At 48.0% G+C, this 14,621-nt stretch carries 20 protein-coding genes; 1 reads left to right on the top strand and 19 read right to left on the bottom strand.

Annotated features, from left to right (window positions below; genetic code table 11):
* Positions 1–2: 2 nt before the first annotated feature.
* Entirely contained in the window at positions 3–149 is a 147-nt protein-coding gene (locus PFER_RS03975) for a hypothetical protein (RefSeq protein ID WP_157255071.1), read from the bottom strand.
* Positions 150–519: 370 nt separating this feature from the next.
* Positions 520–939 (bottom strand): AbrB/MazE/SpoVT family DNA-binding domain-containing protein, encoded by a 420-nt coding sequence (locus PFER_RS03970; protein ID WP_048148989.1) that lies wholly within the window; start codon positions 937–939, stop codon positions 520–522.
* A 162-nt stretch (positions 940–1,101) separates the two neighbouring features.
* On the opposite strand from PFER_RS03970, the gene PFER_RS03965 reads away from it, so the two are divergent.
* Positions 1,102–2,049, top strand: a complete 948-nt coding sequence (locus PFER_RS03965) for an LEA type 2 family protein (protein WP_048148987.1) — start codon at positions 1,102–1,104, stop codon at positions 2,047–2,049.
* A 134-nt stretch (positions 2,050–2,183) separates the two neighbouring features.
* On the opposite strand, the gene PFER_RS03960 is transcribed toward PFER_RS03965, so the two are convergent.
* From PFER_RS03960 to PFER_RS12335, 17 genes are all read right to left on the bottom strand, one after another.
* Entirely contained in the window at positions 2,184–2,618 is a 435-nt protein-coding gene (locus PFER_RS03960) for a hypothetical protein (RefSeq protein WP_048148986.1), read from the bottom strand.
* Positions 2,615–3,901: a hypothetical protein gene (locus tag PFER_RS03955; RefSeq protein WP_157255069.1), complete on the bottom strand. Its 1,287-nt coding sequence runs from the start codon at positions 3,899–3,901 to the stop codon at positions 2,615–2,617. The genes PFER_RS03960 and PFER_RS03955 overlap by 4 nt, the downstream gene beginning before the upstream one ends.
* A gap of 453 nt (positions 3,902–4,354) precedes the next feature.
* Entirely contained in the window at positions 4,355–5,125 is a 771-nt protein-coding gene (locus PFER_RS12130) for a hypothetical protein (protein WP_157255067.1), read from the bottom strand.
* The gene (locus PFER_RS03945) at positions 5,094–5,519 is read right to left on the bottom strand and encodes a type II toxin-antitoxin system antitoxin SocA domain-containing protein (protein ID WP_281175696.1); all 426 of its coding nucleotides are present in this window, start codon (positions 5,517–5,519) and stop codon (positions 5,094–5,096) included. Before PFER_RS03945 ends, PFER_RS12130 begins: the two co-directional genes overlap by 32 nt.
* Before the next feature lie 613 nt (positions 5,520–6,132).
* Positions 6,133–6,321, bottom strand: coding sequence for a hypothetical protein (locus PFER_RS03940; protein WP_048148978.1), 189 nt, complete (start codon positions 6,319–6,321; stop codon positions 6,133–6,135).
* Between the two features lie 88 nt (positions 6,322–6,409).
* Complete coding sequence (locus tag PFER_RS03935) at positions 6,410–7,843, bottom strand: hypothetical protein (RefSeq protein ID WP_048148976.1); 1,434 nt, start codon at positions 7,841–7,843, stop codon at positions 6,410–6,412.
* The gene (locus PFER_RS03930) at positions 7,840–8,112 is read right to left on the bottom strand and encodes a hypothetical protein (RefSeq protein ID WP_048148974.1); all 273 of its coding nucleotides are present in this window, start codon (positions 8,110–8,112) and stop codon (positions 7,840–7,842) included. The genes PFER_RS03935 and PFER_RS03930 overlap by 4 nt, the downstream gene beginning before the upstream one ends.
* Entirely contained in the window at positions 8,105–9,013 is a 909-nt protein-coding gene (locus tag PFER_RS03925; protein WP_157255065.1) for a hypothetical protein, read from the bottom strand. Before PFER_RS03925 ends, PFER_RS03930 begins: the two co-directional genes overlap by 8 nt.
* Before the next feature lie 196 nt (positions 9,014–9,209).
* The gene (locus tag PFER_RS03920; RefSeq protein WP_157255063.1) at positions 9,210–10,388 is read right to left on the bottom strand and encodes a hypothetical protein; all 1,179 of its coding nucleotides are present in this window, start codon (positions 10,386–10,388) and stop codon (positions 9,210–9,212) included.
* A gap of 71 nt (positions 10,389–10,459) precedes the next feature.
* Positions 10,460–11,005: a helix-turn-helix domain-containing protein gene (locus PFER_RS03915; protein WP_048148968.1), complete on the bottom strand. Its 546-nt coding sequence runs from the start codon at positions 11,003–11,005 to the stop codon at positions 10,460–10,462.
* Positions 11,006–11,197: 192 nt separating this feature from the next.
* Entirely contained in the window at positions 11,198–12,109 is a 912-nt protein-coding gene (locus PFER_RS03910; protein WP_157255061.1) for a hypothetical protein, read from the bottom strand.
* Complete coding sequence (locus tag PFER_RS12125; RefSeq protein WP_157255059.1) at positions 12,087–12,239, bottom strand: hypothetical protein; 153 nt, start codon at positions 12,237–12,239, stop codon at positions 12,087–12,089. The genes PFER_RS03910 and PFER_RS12125 overlap by 23 nt, the downstream gene beginning before the upstream one ends.
* Positions 12,240–12,242: 3 nt before the next feature.
* Positions 12,243–12,542, bottom strand: a complete 300-nt coding sequence (locus PFER_RS03905) for a hypothetical protein (protein WP_048148965.1) — start codon at positions 12,540–12,542, stop codon at positions 12,243–12,245.
* Positions 12,542–13,225: a hypothetical protein gene (locus PFER_RS03900; RefSeq protein ID WP_048148963.1), complete on the bottom strand. Its 684-nt coding sequence runs from the start codon at positions 13,223–13,225 to the stop codon at positions 12,542–12,544. The genes PFER_RS03905 and PFER_RS03900 overlap by 1 nt, the downstream gene beginning before the upstream one ends.
* A 1-nt stretch (position 13,226) precedes the next feature.
* Positions 13,227–13,943, bottom strand: coding sequence for a hypothetical protein (locus PFER_RS03895; RefSeq protein WP_048148961.1), 717 nt, complete (start codon positions 13,941–13,943; stop codon positions 13,227–13,229).
* The gene (locus PFER_RS03890) at positions 13,943–14,326 is read right to left on the bottom strand and encodes a hypothetical protein (RefSeq protein WP_048148960.1); all 384 of its coding nucleotides are present in this window, start codon (positions 14,324–14,326) and stop codon (positions 13,943–13,945) included. Before PFER_RS03890 ends, PFER_RS03895 begins: the two co-directional genes overlap by 1 nt.
* 157 nt (positions 14,327–14,483) lie before the next feature.
* On the bottom strand, positions 14,484–14,621 hold the full coding sequence (locus tag PFER_RS12335) for a hypothetical protein (protein WP_211255072.1): 138 nt from the start codon (positions 14,619–14,621) through the stop codon (positions 14,484–14,486).

Genomic DNA, 14,621 nt, shown 5'->3' with positions numbered 1-14,621 from the left:
CTTTAGACCTCCTGAACCTGTGAGAACTTGCCATGCGCTTTCGCGAACTCAAACAAGTCGGTGAAGAACTCGGCCCACGTTTTGCCGTCCCTAACACGGTCCATTTCCAGATACTTCTCATAGGGTAGCTCGAAACCAATTCGCTTCACAGGTCCATACTTACGAGGCCGCCCTCTTCCCATCTTTATCACCATAGGCCAAGATTTTTGTTCGAACAAATTTCTTGTTCCAAACTATAAAAACCTTTCGTGGACTAATGAATCCAGTTGAACAAAGTTCTTGAACAGAACAATACATCGAATATGTTATCCGAAAGCAGTTTTGGAATGCGGTGAATTATTTATTTATAGCGATAATTAATTCATCAACTTTACTAACTAAAGTTTTAATCACTATGAATTAATGATATCACATTTGACTTTTCAAAATTCCGGCTTTCTGAGAGGTCTAAACATTACTTTTCTCTTCTCTTCTTTCTTCTTTCTAAAGAATTAATTATAGATATATATAATTCGCTGTTCAATAAAGAGTAGAAGTAAGAGTCTCAAGCAATTGTTTTTCTTCAGCAGCGGAGATGAGTTTGAACTTTCCAGAACTGTACTGTTTAAGCAAGATGTAGTGTTCTTCGGGGATAATCTCATGCAGTTTCTGATAACCTATCATGAGGACTTCCACAACATCCCCTTTTTTAATCCCGAGCTTATTTATGAGTTCTTTGGGAATTGTGACATTGCCTCCAGAAACTAACATGCCCTCGAAATATGCCCGGTGCACCGGATGTTTATTCTCATCGAGGGTCCGGATGATCAATTTAACAATATCTCCGTCCGATAACCCGAGAAAGTCCCGTTCGTTACTGATTATTCTAATCCGTCCTTTAACGTAAACTTTTGCGTGGAATTTCGCTAGTGGCTCGATGGTCCCTGGCTCTTCTGTCATGCTTGCGCCTCCTGATCTTTAAGTGCTCACACCACCCGACTATGTTTGGTGTTATGAGTATAAAATGATTTTCGTGCTCTGAACTTTGATATTGTAGCGAAAGATTAATATTCCTCAGGGTAAAGGGGGTTTATTGAAAATTAGTTAATGGGGGGAGAAGTCATGAGAAAGCTGCTTGCTGTCGGGGTTTTAATGCTTTTGGTAGTTAGCTTGGCGAGTGGCTGCATTGGATCAGGGAACGTTAAGGAGAAAATCGGGGAGAAGGTCGAGACTCTTAAGCCTCAGATTCTCAGTGTCTCCCATAGGTGGGGCGAGATAACCCCAACCACTTCGGAGGTCATTACTGAGATTGTAGTTTCCAATCCAAATTCTATTCCAATACCCATAAAGAACATCTCAGTGCATCTCTACATGAATGGTGTTGATATGGGTGCGGGCAAGAATGTGGGGCCTGCGAGCCTTCAACCGAAGGCAAACACTACCATAGTTCTGTTAACAAAGATTGACAACACGAAGATTCCCAAGTGGTGGGTTTCCCATCTCAGGAATGGGGAGAAGACTGATGTTCTCTTGAAGGGATCCATAACTTTTGACTTGAAGGTTACTGATTTTGAGTGGCCGTTTGAGCAGAGAAGCACTGTGAAAACTGATATTCTCAGCGGACTTCAGTTCAAGAATGTGCCAATTGATATTGATTTGAAGTTAGCTTCTATACGGCTTTATGCTAATGTTACGTCCAGGTTGGACAGTGTTGAGGAGGGGTATACTCAGATATCTCACACGGTGGTGCTGTATAATACGAATAAGCTTCTTCCTGTGGCTGTTTCGGGAATTGCTTATGAGGTATATATGAATGATATCAAGGTTGGTGAGGGCGAGGAGGAGAAGTCCGCTTTGATTCCGCCACAGAGCACTGCTACTTTTGACATGAACACTATTATCGAAAATGGAAAGCTGGATAATTGGTGGGTCAGCCACTTGAAGAATGGGGAAAAGACGAAAGTTGTGGTCCAGTATTATTTCGTTTTCAGGATTGGGGATTTGGAGGTGGTTAGGATTCCGTTTAATTCAATGGAAAGCGAGATTAAGACGAATGTTCTTGGTTCTTAATTTTTAATTTCTTGAAAAATGAGTCTCTTTCTTTTCCAGGATCTTTTGTACGTTGGTGACGATCCATAGCAGGGTGTAGAAGATGTAAAGGAGAACCGTTAGAGCCCAACGTCGTAGAGTCCTTCTAGTGTTCATTAGTACTCACCTGGAGCATAGTGCACGTAGAACCAAGCATCAACTATCGGCCCTATTATGGATCCGATTGCTACTGCTATTGTCCATATTAGCGCTATTGGCCAGTTTCCTGTTAGTTGTGCTCTGTACTTGGAAATGATGAATATGGCCACTCCGATGAGGGGTAGGAGCAGTGGTGGGAATACTATGGCGAAGATGGCAAAAGGTAGGATTGTTACTATTGCAACCATGCCCCAAAAGAGCAGGTGTAGCCAGTACACTATGAATTCTAAGATGTAGCTTTCCCTCCAGACGTAGAATAGGGCTACTGCTAAGGAGATCCACCAGATGATGGTTAATATTCCGGACTGCGCTGTAACTTCCCCTGGAAGGTAAGGGAAGATTTTCGAAGAAACCTGGTGGAGGTAGGTAACGACTGGAGTGGGGTCTATCATTCCTCATCACCTCCGAGAAGTTTCCACCAATCTACATGGTCCTTACTCAGTTGGCGGCTCAGCCAGTTTAGACCGTCGAGCGGGTTATCTCCTCTGAACTCGACGTTGTAGTCCTGTTTCTGTTTTATGCTGTACCCCTTTGTGGCGGTTATATCAACCGCGGCCTTCCAGATGACGCCGTATCCTGCTGATGGGTACCAGCTCCAGAGGATAGCTCTTGGTTGTAGAGATAGTTCATCAACTCTCTTTGTGTTAGTCGTCCAAATGTTGCCGTCAAGTGGGACCTCTTCTCTTGTGAAGAGTCCTAGAATCGTGGTTCTCTTGACAATCTTCACTCTCATAACTGCTGAAAGGATCCTGCCGTTAGAGAATTGCGTAATCTTCCAGTTTTCTCTCCCCTTGTACGGGACGATATAGTAGTCCGTCGCCTTTAGGCCGGCATTGGCCCAAAAGCTGTTATCCCACAGGATTTGAGTGTAGTAGTTGAAGTGACGATAATCCCGAGTCTCGCGGAGAAGTCTGTTTCTGAAAGTAATTTCATCCCCGCGGATTTTGAAGGACTCTTCTGGCATTAGGGAGTCGATCAGGCTCTGGTTGTTTGTGAAGAGTATCATATCATAATTGTCTCCGTTCTGGATGAAGGTCAACCACCCGTCAATGCTTCCATCGTTGTTTACGTCAATCCGCTGACCCCAAACCCCATCAGCGTTGTTATCTCTCAGTGTTAGTGTGTCGGTTATGTCTCCAATGCTAACGATACTTCCGAGATCACTTAAGGCCCCTATTCTGATATCGAGGGAACCTAACTCAAAGCGGTCATCCTCTTTTACATTGAAGAACTGGATGGCGTATTGACCCCCAAGTATCAGGGTCTCCACTGTTAGGTTCCCTTGGTCAATGATTTCGTCAGTGGTACTGTTCTTTGCGAGGGCTTTGATTTTCAGGAGGTATATGCCGGGTTCAGAATCCACTCCAATAGTTATGTTGGCCTTCCAAAGACCTGGTACGTCTGGATCTTCTATGCAGTTCCATATGTCGGCGATACCGTCGTTATCAATGTCGAGAGCGTTTCCGTAATCATCCACGAGCTCAGCTGTAACAGTTATCATGTCGGCAGTTGGGAATGTAGCCAAGGTGAAGGGATCTCCCGAGCTGCTAATCACGGAAAACGTTACCTCTGTGGTCGAGTTGGACACTAGAACAAGTCCTTCACTTTCAGGTGTACCCCGCATTGTTACCGTCGCGCTTTGGACGTTGTTAGTTGTCGCTAACATTACCACCATCACAAAAAACAAAGACAGGCTTACCATCTTTTTTAGGCGTACCTCCCGTTTTTTCATTCTCAATTCCCCCGGGGTTTTTCTTTTGTAAAAAAAAGCAAGGGATAGGAGGGTGAGTCTTTAGAAGGGGCATTCTGAAGGCCTCTTTTCCATGTCATGCTCCTCTCTGTGGACACCATACTACCCCCACATAACACAAATTGATTTTGATGAATCGGGTTTATAACCGAATTCGAGAAAATCTCTTAGTTGGAAGTTATAAGCGAATAAGAACATTTTAAGCGTAAAAGTTTGGTCAAAAAGAAGAGGTGGAACACATTGTTTGGTAGTATTCAGCTTGCGCCTCCTGTGCTCCCCACCACTATACTTAGTTTGGTGTTTGCGGCTTATAAGTAAATATTAAGTAAATAAGGTTTACCGTTAAGCAACTGTTTTGGCCAACTCCTTCTGAAATCTTTAGAATTTAGATTTATCTATGATGGTTGTTAACTCTCGTAAATCTTTAACAAAGGTATTATATGGGGATTTAGTTATTACAATATACAACTTCGAATTGTTTTTGTTTGATAATCTTTCCCACAAATTTTCAGCAGCTTTTATTATCCTTATTGTCTTAGCTTTTTTTTCGAGTTCTTCACTAAGATGCAGATGAAGAAGAAAAGAGCTATACACTCCTGCGTTGTGGAGTTCTGTAAATTTATTAAACGCCTTCTTAACATCTTCATACAGATTGTTATCTGATGAGAACCGTTTTAATTCCGCAAGTAGGAACAAGTTAAAATGGGGGCCATTATGTACTCCAATAGCATAGTCAAATTCTATTTGGCCCCCAATATCGATTTCAGGTTCTGATATAATTGAAAGTCCAGCCAAATCATTAGATAAACTGTTCGCCAAGATCAGTGAAAACAAAGATGAGGCATCTCCAAGTTTTTCTAATTCTTTGGGGCCCCAACTATGTCCTAGACCCAATTTTTTGTGTGCAGACTTTGAATAATCTTTTATTTTCTTTTTTTGTCTTGAATCTAATGATGAAGGATTGCAGGAGATATAGAACAGTTTCTCAAGTGTGTCTGCTGGAACCCTCTCCAGCCGATCCCATATAGTTTCTAATAATCTCTTTTTTCTAGACTTGGGGATTATCGTCGCATTAGCAACACCAGAGGGGGTATTAATGGGTAATGGTTTATTCTGTTTAATTAGTATTTGAGGACGAGATGTACTCATCTAATGACTTCCCCCACACTTCCAGCTTTTTCAGAGGATCTAGATTCAGCAGGCTTGACACTGTTTTCTCCAGCTCATATGGAGATTGGGTACCAAATTTTTCTAGTATTTTGTCGATCTTTTGGATAGTTTGCCTATCAAGCTTATTTTCAATTCTGATCTTAGTTTTCGGGGAATAGAGATACAGTCTCTTGGGGGATTCATCTGTGTACAAAAAGTCATCGAGATATTTAACGTCCTCGTTTAGTACGCCCTCTTTTACTAAATTATCGGTATCCTCTTTGAGATCACTTGAATATGGGCCATAATACCAAATTTTAAACTTATATCCTGTGATTCCAGAAGAAGGAACTATTCTGCTCGTATCCAAGTCAAAATGCTCGACTAAGAATATTAACTTTTGAAGTTTTTTTACGACCTTCGAGGGGGTGCTTATATATTTCGTAGAACCTTTTAATTAAGTAGTATAAGATGAGCTCTCGTTTTCTCATATGTCTCCCCCCTTAAATCAATTGTTTTCTCTCTCAGTTCTAAGTTTTTAAATTAAATATTTAAGGTTTTCTAGAATTTATAAAATGTGCACAGAAGAGTAAGACCTTACAGTAGCTAATCCTGCTCCTTCGTCACCCGTTAGAGGGGGCATAGAGCGAGTTATAGTTGAGGTTAAGGCTGTTTGTAAAGTCACTGAAGAGCGCATTAGTCAGATCAATGGGTATGCGAGGAACCTTGCGGGAGCCAATGTTAAGATTGTAAGAAAAATCCTTGTGGTGCCGTCTCGTGCCAATGCATCCATTGTGCCGAAAGATATTGAAGTAGTCTATTTGAGGAAGTTCCAATGTACAAGATAAACGCTGATGTGAACGGTGCTTTGAGTATTTTGATGAAGGTAGCTGGTGATTCTCCGTTATGGGAGTAGCCGACAGGGGTTGTGTAAACCGCTCTGTGGGGTAGATTACATCAGGGGTGGTCTAACTCTTCATGAGACCCTGTCTGTAAAGATAGTGTGGTCACTCACGTAACACCAGAATTAAGATGACAATGGCTATCCCCAAGAGCACCGTGGAGGCTATTAAAAAGCCAACATTACTAAAAATTTCTCCAAGTGGCCCACCTACTGTGCGCCCTATGAACATTAGAAGGATTGCGAAGAATACTACCAAAAAGATTTGGATGAATGCATCATCCCCATCACTCATAGCTCTCACCTCTCAATCTTTGGGAGGGGTAACTTGAAATACTTTTTGCATGGGTTGAGATTGCACTCAACTAAAAAAGAGTAAAGAACTAACCAACGAGTACTTTCACTATTTTTCCATTTTTATCCACGATGATGGCGGTTATTGGCACTTTTGTTGGGTCGGGGCCAACCTCGAAAATGCTGAATGGGTCCGCAAACATTGTAAGAACCTGTGTTTGTAGTGTAATCACTGTCATTAGGTCTGCATCGGGCTTCATGCCGCTGATAGGCTTGAGGAACTCGCCCTGGAGGAGTTCGCAGGCGGCGTAGGTTCCCCATCTGTCGAGACCTGCAACAAGCACATCCATAATTTTAAACTTGCCGCTCATGAGGTTCATCTTCAGTTCGTAGGCGTCTTTAGATGCTGGAATTAGCATGATAACACCATAGCTGCCGCTCCACCGCTCACCGGTTTTGCTGACAAGGTACCATCTGCCGTCCTCTTTCACGAATCTCACGGGGAGATCCGTGCGGTTGTTGAGCATGGCGGAGTACTGGTTGGCTGCTGGCCCTCCAACAGAGTACACAACAAGGGCAAGGTTCTCAGGGTCAGTAACTTCGGTGTCGAGCATGGCATCGGCGTTGAGGTTCTGGACTGGAGCCATGGTTGCTTTGGTTATCGCAGGCCCAAGAGGCCCGAGGAATGTCCTGGCTGCTTCTCCTGCTGTCTTGTCTTTGATGATGTCAATCCACTTCTGAACAGCTATTCCAACCTTTGCTCCCGCTGCCACATCGGCTCCTGCCGCGTGCTCACCGACTATTATCACGGCCGTTGGCGTGCTCGGGTTGAGATGTGGGATTTTCGGAGTGGGTTCTGTTTGGTTCTCTGCCGGGGCAGGTGCTCCTTCTCCGAGCTCTGTCCCGGCCGGATTTCCTGGATTTGGATAGACTTCCACGGTTCCGCTCATGGCGGTGATGTGGTGGAGTACGAGGACGGCCTTGGAGCCGAAGAGCCCGGTATTTATGCCCTTCAGCTCGAGAATGGTTTTCTCCTGCCAGGCATCGGCGAGCTCTTCCGAGATGTCTATTTCATCTCCAACATAGAGGGTGTAGGTTTCGCCGTTGAATTCGTTGTCTATGATGACTTTCCCGCTTAGGGGGTCGATGAACTTCACGACGAGCTCGTGCCAGCTTTCAAGGAGCCCGAGTTCCTTATTTTCTGGATTGTCCTCAGTCTGGACGTTCTTTAGGAACCAGATGTATTTCCCGTCTGCGTCAACGAAGCCTTTCTCAGTTGCCGCGACCCCGTGAGTGTTGCCCGTTTCTGTGAAGTAGACTGCAAAAGCCGCTTCCCACCCGTCTTCTTTTGAGTAGTCAAATGTACCAGTCCAGTTCACAACTGCTCCTGGAATCTCCTTCGTCCAGGTCTGACTGGCTACAACTTGGAGGGTTGTCACGGGCTGCTGTTCAGCTATCACCATCCCGGCCGGCACCATCGCGCCGGCGAGGAGAAAGATTAGGAGGGTGGCAAGCCGTTTCATTTGGGACCCACCTCTTCTTTTTTAGTGGTTCGTCCAAAAAACTTTTTCCTCTTCGGCTTGGAAGGCTTTTCGGCGCTGATTTTGAAACTGCGAATCTTGATCTTCTGGTCCTTGGCGAGTTGCTTGATGAGGTACTCGAGCCGGTCCGCGTCGCCCTCGACGTTCATCGTGACCCAATATCTGCCGTAGCCCCTCACTTTGTCTTTTGTGATCTCGTAGATTAGCCAGCCGCTCAAAGCAAGGGAAAGGAAGAAGAACCATTCAAACATCTTCGCCCACCTCCTCCTTTATCTGCTCTTTGAGTTCGGCGAGCTTCTTCTTCAGGTATTCAACGCGGTTCTCCTTCAGCAGGAACTTCTTTCTCGCGAGCTCGGCGACCTGGTCGATGTCGATGTTCAGGATGTCACCTTTCGTGATCTCGCTCGAGCCGGTCAGCTGCGGGATGATGGTCCTCAGGATTACGAGGAGGTTCGGATCATCAACGATGGTCTCGATCTTGGCCCTCAGGATGTCCTTCTTTAGGTACTCACTCAGGAGCTCCTCTTTCAGCTCCCTGGCCTTCTGGTCTATCATGACCTCGGCGTACTTCTTCGTCCGCTTGTATCTGCGATAGTATACGACGAGGCTTCCTAACACGGCCGGGAAGAGGTATGGCGTCCAGAGAAGGTACTGTTCCTCGCTCTTCTCGCGGAAGGTTTCCCAACTCCACTGCTGCGCCTGCAGTTCCTCGATCTGTCTCTCTAATTCACGTATGCGCTTGTTCTTCTCCTCGAGGGCCTGCTCGAGTATTTTGATTTGCTGCTCATACTGTTGCTTTTCGAGCTCTGTGAGATTCAGTTGCTGCTTGAGATACTGTATCTGTCGCTCAAGCGCGGCTTTTTCCTGTTTCTCCTTTTCGAGCTCTGCCTCGAGCTGGTCGATGATTCTTTGACACTCCTCGACGCTGGAGCATGTATAATTTGCTGTAAGGTTAGCAGGTCCAGGAGCCGGCGTGGTGGTGTTTGGGATGACCGTTTGATTTGAGCTCGTTTGATTGGCGACGGTGGTGTTTGTGGAGGTTTGGTTTTCTTCTACTGGATAGCGAATGGTGAATTTGAAGGGCGCGGAAACCACGAGGTAAACGTAGTCCTTGAACGGGGTAACTTTGATTGTGTAATTTGCGATTGTCATGTTTTCATTTTCCCAAACGAGGTAGGTTCTGTTCTGGTAATCAATAATCGCGGCGGTGCGGTTGTCGAGTTTGTTCTTATCTATTGTGATGAGCATGTTATCAATATATACCTCACTGCTAATATCGAGTTTCAATGTTTGACTCATGGCCGCAGCGCTTTCCAATATTCCTATATATATTATTATGAGTAAGACACTAATAATTCGCTTCCTCATTCTCCCACCTCTCGTATTCCTTGATGAAGTGTATCGGAAGAAATTCTCCGGAGCGGGCCTTCCGGCTCATGGGTGGCCTGACGAGGATTTTCTTGACCATGTAGCCATCATCGAAGTATGCGAACTTCTTGTCGAGCCTCCGCAGCTCTGTGTGGTCGAGCTTCAGCCTGTCGGCAACTTCCCGGTTCCTCATGCGTTTGATGAACCTCTCTTGGCACTGTGCAACCACGACATCGTCAAGGTCGTCGAATTCCTGACTGTCAAATGTCCACAATAGCCCTTTTCCTCGCGAGATTCTTGAGTAGACTTGCAAGTTCTGTTTCATGCGCTCCTGGTACCTGGCGAGGGTGTCGATCATGTCTTTCTTCTTCTTTGGTGCGAGCAGATGGGCATCGGCTACATAGAAGCTCAGAATATCTTCTTTCCGCTTGAGATACTCCCATCTGTCATAGATAATGTTGAGAATGGCCATGGCCCACAGGTACCTTTCGAGCGGGTCCCTTATGAAAGTGAACGTGAAAACGCTGATCTCGTCTTTTTTCTTGAGTATTTCATCTATTTTGTACTCTCCGTTGCTGTGGAGGACGCTCGCTATGTATTCGAGCTTGAGCAGGGTGAAGCTGCTGAAGTTTGCCTCTTTTCCGACCTCCTCGAAGACTTCCAGGAATTCTGATATAGAGCGCTCTTTCCTCTTTGGCCGGATCTCTTCAGTGTATTTCTTATATGCCTTGTTGATGATGAGCCTTTCAATGGATCCACCAGGGAAAATGGCCGGGATGAGGTCTACAACGTCGGGCTCGGTGATTTTGAGCGACTTGTAGAACTTCGAGCGGATCCCCTCGTCGTTCTTCATGAAAGCCCTGTACTTCCGCGTCGCTGGAGAGTATACGATGGCCTTGAAGGGTCTTGGCTCAAGGTGGAAGTACTTGTTGAGGACCTCGAGCATTACATCGTCATCGTTTGGCAAATTCATGAAGGCTCTCTCGTTCTTCGCCTCAAGGGCAGGCTCTATCTCGACGACTTTTCGCCCACGGAGGAAGTCAACTTCCATGAGCGTCTGTGCAAGGGTGGTTTTCCCTGCGTTAGTCTGGCCGGAGATATAGCGATGCACCATGTCGGCGGACACGTAAACGAAATTCCTGCCTCGGGTAATTCCCACGGCATGAGTTCTTGGCTGGTCGATTTTGATTTCCTGCGGCTGGACGACGAAGCGGTCGAGATATGCACTCATCATACGCCTCCCCTCGCCTTGAGCTCTGCAACGCTCTGCCAGAGAAGCCGAAACACCTCGTCCATCACGCCGTCACGGAGCTTGTAGTGGCCTTTCTCGTCCTTCTCTACGACCTTAAGCTTGTCGAGCTCCTGGAGTGCCTGATGTACTGCCTGTGCCGAGATGCCGAAGCGCTCGGCGAGCTCGGAGGGGCCTACTGGTTCGGTCTCACCGTAGAGGACTGCGATAATCTTCGTCCTCAGCGTCGCTCTTGAACTCAGCATCCTTTCGAGCTTTCTCAATGCCATCTCTGCACTCTCGCCAACCAAAATCGCCTTGATGAGGAGCTCGTTTGCCTGCTTGTACTGCTCTATCGTGGAAAGTGCAATTTCGAGCTTTTTCTCCTTGTAAATGCCAGGGACTTTTTCCATCTCCTCCTCAAGCTGTGTCGCCTTTTCCATGAGAGAAAGAGCGAGGTCTAGGTACTTGGCTTCCCCATCCTCGGCCGCTTCGGCCTTCAAACGGGAGATATACTCAAACCTACTTAGGACTAACCCGTTCGCCACATTTTCACCTCCCCCGACTCCAATGCTCGATTCCCGTGATGTGTGGCCTTCACTCCATCAAGCCAGCCTTTGACTTGATCACCTCGCGGCCCTTTTGGCCCACACGGGCCGACGTTGCCGTGGGGGCGGACGCTTTCGGAACCCCTACTCACGTCCGGCCCCTTTCACGGCGGAAATTGAAAAACGAAAGAGTCACCAGGCCTCGCGGTCTTTCTTGATTGCTTCCAAAATGGCGGAGATCTCTTCCTTCTTGATCTTCCCGACTTCGCTGAAGAAGCCCTTGCCCATAATGTCGAGGATCTGCTTCGCCTTCTCGAAGCCTCTGTTGGAGAGTTCCTCGAAGAACTCCTGCGGAATTTGGCTAATGGTCTTGGCCAGCTCGTAGCCCCTGGCAGCGTATTCCTGGAGGATGCGGTTCTCGGCCTGGAGGTAGGCGATTTCCTTCTGCGCTCTCATGTACTTTTCCTCGCCCAAATCTATGGGCTCCCACACGTAGACCGGAATGGCCTCACCGGTCACGGGGTCGGTCTCGTAGTAAGTTGGTTGGCTTGGTTTCCTGGCGCTGATGACCCTCGTGTTGCCGTAGCCATGTATTGAATCATACGGGATGAAGTAGATCTCACCGTCCCACTGTGGCGAGAGGAGGGACTTGTTCGGATACACGCGCCAGCCCAACTCCGTTTCCACAATGTGGGGCTTTATCTTGCGGCTCTTGACTTCCCTGCTCGTGAACGGGAACTTGAGGCCGAGGAGCGGCTTTTCCTTGACCCAAATTTCCATTTCGGGTGATGTGAGCGGGATGAGCCTCTTTGAGCGGGCTTTCGCCGACTCGACCCAAGTCGCCCTCATGAACTCGACGAAGAGGATGCTACCGATTAATACATAGAATGAATATCTAGGCGCGGCCAGGCTTTCGTGTACCTGGACGAGCGTGTCGTAGAACCCTGGAAAGGCGAGCATCACGAGGCCAGCGACTGCGCCGGCGCCAATGCCGATTAGTGTGAGCTTGAGTACCCTGCTTTTCTGGCTTTCTTTCCCCTCGACCTTCGCCGCGAGCTCGGCGCGGATGTCTTCTCTGACCTCAGGCGCGGGTTCCACGCTCATTCACCCCTTTCATCTTTGCTTGCTTTGCCTGCTTGAGGAGGCGCAGGATGCGGGCTTCCTCCCGTGCAAACCTCTCCTTAAGCGCCCTGTTGACCTCGAGCATGCGTTCAAGCTTGGTAACCTCGTCCATAGCTTACCCCCCTATCAGCCCGATGACGAAAATCACCGCCGCCGGCACGTACCAGAGCCCTGGAATCAGAGTGAAGGGCACTGCAAACAGCGGGCTGGCGAGAATAATGAGCCCCCACGGTATTATGTCGAGGTCGAAGAACTTTGCGCCAACCACCATCACGATGCCGGCGAGTATGAAGCTGATTGCGACGTATATTGGAATCAGTATGGCGTGTCCAATGTCACTCGCTGGAGGTCCTGCAATTATCCAAAACGGCACAGCATACAGGGCGGATAGAATCAGACCCCTCTTTATATCCATCACTCTTCACCTCCTTCCTCATCTTTCTTCCTAACAAGATAGAGCGGCCCAATCAGGTGCTTGAACTCAAAACTTCCCGTTCTGATCTCTTTAATCTTGAAAACCTCATCAAAGTCCCTGAAGAGCTCTGTCCCGTTCTCAAGAACGATCTGCACGGTTCCGTTTTCGAGGATGGTCATGTTCTCGTAGTCGAGGCTCAGGATGTCCTCGCTCTTTGGCAGATCATAGGCGATGCACGCCTTCTTTGCCTCGCTGACTCCACTTCTCTTCCAGTCGAAACCGCTGACCCAAAAGGCTCCGAGTCCTGGCCCTTTGCTTCCATAGGGTCTCCACCACGTCCACCAGATGTCGTCGTTTTCCTCAACCTGGAGGGCAAAGAGGCCAAAATAAACCCTATATGCCTTTGCTTTGACGTCAACGTGCCTTGGAATCCACCATGAGAACTCCACGGTTGCATTTTCGGCGTAGATGTAATAATCGGGATTATACCAGTGCGCCCCTTCAAGGATGATGGATTCGGCTTTGCTGACGCATTTGTAGCCGTCTATTGGTGAGATTTCTCTTTTGAACAGGTCGAGGGCTGCGTCCATGCTCCCTTTGAGTAGGTCCTTCAGGCTCAGGGCCGAGACGGCTGGAGCGGCTAAAATCAAAATAAACACTAGAGCGAGAGCTTTCTTTCTCACTTCAATCACCCCACACGAGTAAGTATATGTAGATGAGTACGAGGCCCGCTCCTATTGGGCCAAGGAGGTGTAATGCTGCCAGGTTTCCGTGGTCAGGGTAAAGCGAATATCCGACAACATCGTCGAGCCAGATGATGAAGCCACTGACGAAAGCCACCGTCGAGACAAATCCTGCATTGAGGTATTCGAGTATGACAGCAAAGAGCATGATCGCCGCTCCCCAAATGATGTGTGATACCCCCACCATGCTGACAAATGCCAGGGCGAAGAAGACTGGAGCAAGGATGGCGAGCGCGTTCTCCCACTCGAAGTTGAATTTTCCTTTCCAGTCCGAAATAAGGACAATGAGGAAGCTCGGGACGAGCACGATGTAGATGAATGCCTGATCCTGCCCCATCTTGATTGTTTCGGGCATGACGTAGAATATCATGAGCGAGGCGAAGAGGCCGATTCCGGCCCAAAACAGCGCCCCTGATACTGTCCCTTCATCATAGCTGGTGATATAAGCCACAGTAGCAAGGACGAGCATCGCACCGGCGGCGTAGACGAGATAATAGTAGTTCTTTGCGAGGAATACGGCGAGGAGCATGAGCAGGATGGCTCCAAATACGTCGGCCCTTCTGGAGGTGACGAAGTAAGCAAAGAACGCCGCTACTACGACAAAGACGCTCAGCATGACTGCCTGTGAGGTCGCGGCGGCGAGGGAGGGATTGTACATCACCCACCACCTCCGACTTGGACGGCCTGCTTGATCGCGCTCAGGTCGCCGCTCGCTATCGGTCCGAGGAGGCCGAGGGCGTAAAGGATGATCAATGCCAGCACGAGGAAGACGATTGCTTTGCCCCAATTTCCGAAAACATAGCCACCTAAGGTCGTCAGGAAGAGGAAGAGCGCCGTCCAGAGCCTGATGCCGAGCCAGTCACCGATCATGATGATTGGTGTGGCTAGGAACTGGCCTCCGTTGGACGAGAGATCCCAAAAGAAGACGAGGCCCACTATGCCGAGAGTTAGGAAGAACGCAGCCTCACCGCTGGAATACCACATCGTCGCGAGTGCAAACGTGATGATGAATACGAGGAATATGATCGCGAGCAGCCCCATTTTTCTCACCTCTCACGTTGAATTGAGAAAAAAGAAAGCGCTCAGAGCCACCCCATATGGTCCGCGAGCACGAGGGCGGTTGTTGTTGGAATGAAGTCGATTGGTGCGGGAAGGATTCCATCCGCCGCTCCTGCTGCCATCGCTCCGACGTTGTCGGTCAGCAGGTATGCAATCGCCCCCCGATGGGCATTTCAACCACGTCACTGCCTGGAAGCCAATTTAGTGCGTCAACTACGTCGAAGATAATTGCAATGATGAGCTTGACTGGAAACGGAAGGTCTTCGAGGCCGAACAT

The organism is Palaeococcus ferrophilus DSM 13482 (assembly GCF_000966265.1).
Taxonomy (GTDB): Archaea; Methanobacteriota_B; Thermococci; order Thermococcales; family Thermococcaceae; genus Palaeococcus; species Palaeococcus ferrophilus.
This window is presented reverse-complemented; position numbering and strand designations above follow the sequence as displayed.